The sequence below is a fragment of the Hydrogenophaga sp. 70-12 genome, from assembly GCF_001897365.1.
GTDB classification, from domain to species: Bacteria; Pseudomonadota; Gammaproteobacteria; order Burkholderiales; family Burkholderiaceae_C; genus Hydrogenophaga; species Hydrogenophaga borbori.
In genome coordinates, this window is the sequence record NZ_MKSS01000028.1 from 1 (window position 1) to 3,890 (window position 3,890).

General features: G+C 71.9%; 5 protein-coding genes. 3 read left to right on the plus strand and 2 right to left on the minus strand.

All coding sequences use genetic code 11. From position 1 onward, the window contains the following. Positions 1–186: 186 nt before the first annotated feature. Positions 187–786, minus strand: coding sequence for a LemA family protein (locus tag BGO22_RS02035; protein WP_070401214.1), 600 nt, complete (start codon positions 784–786; stop codon positions 187–189). 71 nt (positions 787–857) lie between these two features. Between BGO22_RS02035 and BGO22_RS02040 the strand changes: the two genes are divergently transcribed. From BGO22_RS02040 to BGO22_RS02050, 3 genes are read left to right on the plus strand one after another with little or no spacing between them, the layout of a single operon-like run. Continuing rightward, positions 858–1,295 carry a YybH family protein gene (locus BGO22_RS02040; protein WP_286848570.1) on the plus strand — a complete coding sequence of 146 codons (438 nt, stop codon included), beginning with the start codon at positions 858–860 and terminating at the stop codon, positions 1,293–1,295. Position 1,296: 1 nt separating this feature from the next. Beyond that, positions 1,297–2,307 carry a YheT family hydrolase gene (locus BGO22_RS02045; RefSeq protein ID WP_286848572.1) on the plus strand — a complete coding sequence of 337 codons (1,011 nt, stop codon included), beginning with the start codon at positions 1,297–1,299 and terminating at the stop codon, positions 2,305–2,307. A gap of 10 nt (positions 2,308–2,317) precedes the next feature. Next, positions 2,318–2,851, plus strand: coding sequence for a DUF2946 family protein (locus tag BGO22_RS02050; RefSeq protein WP_286848575.1), 534 nt, complete (start codon positions 2,318–2,320; stop codon positions 2,849–2,851). 30 nt (positions 2,852–2,881) lie between these two features. Here BGO22_RS02050 and BGO22_RS02055 read toward each other — a convergent pair whose 3' ends face one another. Then, on the minus strand, positions 2,882–3,733 hold the full coding sequence (locus BGO22_RS02055) for a c-type cytochrome (protein ID WP_070401211.1): 852 nt from the start codon (positions 3,731–3,733) through the stop codon (positions 2,882–2,884). Positions 3,734–3,890 lie beyond the last annotated feature (157 nt).

Below are 3,890 nucleotides of genomic sequence, written 5' to 3' on the forward strand. Positions count from 1 at the left end.
GCGGCGTCCAGCGTGCCCGTGAGGTCCATCGCCCGCGCGCGCAGCTCGGGCACGGGCTGCAGGCCCTGCGCCCAGGCGAAGGCGGTGGCCAGGCCCAGGACCAGGGCCATCAGCGCGCGCGACAGGAGGGTGCTCATCGGAGGAGGGCGCGGCCGCGCGGGGTTCAGGGCGCGGCCAGGCGCGGCATCACGGTTTCTGCGTGCCGAAGTCCACCTTGGGCGGCTGGCTGATCTGCGCCTCGTCGGCCACGGTGAAGTTGGCCTTGGGCTGGTAGCCGAACACCATGGCCGTGAGGTTGCTGGGGAAACTGCGCGCCAGCACGTTGTAGGCCTGCACGGCCTGGATGTAGCGGTTGCGCGCCACGGCGATGCGGTTCTCGGTGCCCTCGAGTTGCACGCGCAGGTCGGAGAAGCCCTGGTTGGCCTTGAGGTTGGGGTACTGCTCCACCACCACCATCAGGCGGCTGAGCGCGCTGCCCAGTTCGCCCTGCGCGGCCTGGAATTTTTGCAGCGCCGCCGGGTCGTTGAGCAGCTCGGGCGTGGCCTGGATCGAGGTGGCCTTGGCGCGCGCGTTGATCACCGCCTCCAGCGTGCCGCGCTCGAAATTGGCCTCGCCCTGCACGGTGGCGACGATGTTGGGGATGAGGTCGGCGCGGCGCTGGTACTGGTTGAGCACCTCGGCCCAGGCCGAGCGGCTTTCTTCGTCCAGGCGCTGGAAATCGTTGTAGCCGCAGCCGCCCAGCACGGCGGTGGCGCAGAGCAGCAGCAGCGAGAGCAGGCGACGCATGGGATCTCCTTGGGGTTCCGGGTTCGCGGGCACTATACCCCGCACCCGTGGCGCGGCGGCACAATGCGCGCATGCGCAAACCCAAGCTGCCACCGGGTACGCCGGACGACATCGAAGCCGCGTTCTACGACGCCCTGCAACACGCCGACATCGACCGCCTCATGGCCTGCTGGGCGGACGAGGACGACATCGTCTGCGTGCACCCCGGCGGCCCGCGCCTGCTGGGGCACGAGGCCATCCGCGCCACCTTCGAGGCCATGTTCGCCAACGGCAGCGTGATGGCCATGCCCGAGAAGCTGCACCGCCACGACGACGGCCACTGCGCCGTGCACAGCGTGGTTGAGCGTGTGGCCGTGCTCGGCGACGACGGGCCGCGCCACGCCTTCGTGCTTGCCACCAATGTCTACATCAAAACGGCGCAGGGCTGGCGCCTGATCGCGCACCACGCCAGCCCGGGCACACGCACCGAGCCGGCCGAGGCGTCCGCCCAGAAGCCCCTGCTGCATTGAATTGAAACCCGAACCCTTGGTCGATCTGTCCGCCTACCGAGCGCCCTGGTGGCTGCCCGGCGGGCACGCGCAGACCATCTGGCCCGCGCTGCTGGCGCGCCGGCGTTTCGGCCCGGCGCCCCTCTGGCGGCGCGAGCGCTGGACCACGCCCGACGGGGACTTCATCGACGTCGACCACGCCTCGCATGTGGCGCACGCGCAGTCGCCGCGCCTGGTGCTGTTCCACGGGCTCGAAGGCTCTTCGGCCAGCCAGTACGCCGTGGCCTTCGCCGATTTCGCGGCCGAGCGCGGCCTGGCCTACGCGGTGCCGCACTTTCGCGGCTGCTCGGGCGAGATCAACCGCGCGCCGCGCGCCTATCACTCGGGGGACTTCGAGGAGATCGACTGGATCCTGCGCCGCTTCGCCCAGGCCGAGCCGCTGCGCCCATTGGTCGCGGTGGGCGTCTCGCTCGGCGGCAACGCGCTGCTGCGCTGGGCCGGTGAATCCGGCGACGCGGCCAGCGGCGTGGTGAAGGCGGTGGCGGCGGTGTGCTCGCCGCTGGACCTCGCGGCGGGCGGCCACGCCATCGGGCGGGGCCTGAACCGGCAGATCTACACGCGCATGTTCCTGCGCAGCATGAAGCCCAAGGCCCTGGACAAGCTGGCCCAGCACCCGGGCCTGTTCAACGCCGAGGCCTTGCGCGCGGCGGCCGACCTGCACGCCTTCGACGACATCTTCACCGCGCCGCTGCACGGTTTCCGCGACGCCGAGGACTACTGGGCGCGCGCCTCCGCCAAGCCGCACCTGGCGCGCATCCGCGTGCCGGCGCTGGCCGTCAACGCGCGCAACGACCCCTTCGTGCCCGCGCATTCGCTGCCGACCGCGCGCGAGGCCGGGGCGCGCGTGACGCTGTGGCAGCCGGCGCACGGCGGCCACGTGGGCTTCGCCGCCCCGCTGGGCGCCTGGGGATTGCCGGGCCATGTGCGCGCCATGCCCGAGGCGGTGGGACACTGGTTGCTCGCCCACACCTGAGGCCACTGTCATGGACGACATCGTCAAGGCCGCGCTCGCCAAATGGCCCAACGTGCCGCACTGCCACGGCTGGCTGGGGCTGGACGCGCGCGGCCAGTGGTACATGCGCGACGACCGCGTGCAGGCCGCCGGCCCTTTCGCCTGCAGCAAGGGTTCGCCGCTGAGGCACGACAAGCTCATTGCCTTCATCCACCGCAATTACGCGGCCGATGAGCTCGGCCAATGGTTCTTCCAGAACGGCCCGCAGCGCGTCTACGTGGAGCTGGAGAACACGCCCTGGGTCTGGCGGTTGCAGCCCGACGGCGGCGTACAGGCCCACGACGGCGAGCCCGTGGCGGTGCGCGCCAGCCTGCTCGACGAGGAGGGCCGGCTCTACCTCGACACCGATCGTGGCATCGGCCTCGTGCACACGGCCGACATGGCGCTCGCGGCCGAAGCGGTGGAGGCGGGCCGCTGGCAACCCGAGGCCGTGCGCGTGGACGAACTGCCCGCGCGCTATGGCTTCGTGCGCAGCCCCGAGGCCATGAAAAAAGCCGGTCATTGACCGGCTTGTGCTCGGTGGCGCCGCGTGGGCTTACTTGGCGCGGTCGACCAGGTATTGCACGGCGGCCTTGATTTCGGCGTCCGAGGCGGCCATGGCGCCACCCTTGGGCGGCATGGCGCCCTTGCCCTTGATGGCGCTGGCGGTGAGCGCGTCCACGCCCTGCGCGATGCGCGGGGCCCAGGCGGCTTTGTCGCCCGTCTTGGGCGCGCCGGCCACGCCCGCGGCGTGGCACACGGTGCAGGCCTGCTTGTACAGGGCTTCGCCGTTGGCGGCGACAGCGGCGGCCGGGGCCGCCGGTGCCGGGGCGGTGGCAGGAGCGGCGGCCACGGGGGCCGCAGGCGCGGGTGCGGCCGGTGCGGGTGCCGGCGCGGCGGCTTCGGCCGCCGGGGCGGGGGCCGCCAGCTGCGGCTCGGCAAACTTGGCGCCGGCGGCGTTGGCCATGTGCACCACGGCGCGGCCGATTTCGGGGTCGCGGAAGGCGCCGCCACCCTGGGCGCCCATGGCGCCCTTGCCCTTGAGGGCGGAGTTCAGCAGGGCCTCGTAACCGGTGGCGATGCGCGGAGCCCAGGCGGCAGCGTCGCCGAACTTGGGGGCGCCCGCGAGGCCAGCCGCGTGGCAGGCGGCGCACTGGGCCTTGTAGACGTTGGCGCCCGACTCCAGCGGGCGGTTGGCGTCGCGGATTTCCACGGAGCCGATTTTTTCGATGCGCTGGGCGACCGCGATGTCGGTGTCGACCGCGCCGGCGCCGGGCTTGTTGGCCGAGGTCACGAAGTAGACCAGGCCGATGATGACGAACACAGGAACCACGAACGCGAAGAAGGACGTCCACAGCAACTGGGCGGGCGTCTTGATGGGGCCGGTATGGGAATCGTGGTCGCTCATGGGGTCCTCAGGGGTGGCAGGCGGGCCTTCAAGGCCTTCTGGCAATGTGCGCCGGGGCACCGGCGGACAGCCCGCGATTATATCTAGCGCCTCTGGCGGGCCGGGCGATCCCGAGCAAGCCGCTAGAATGGGCGCCACCGCGCGGCTGTAGCTCAGT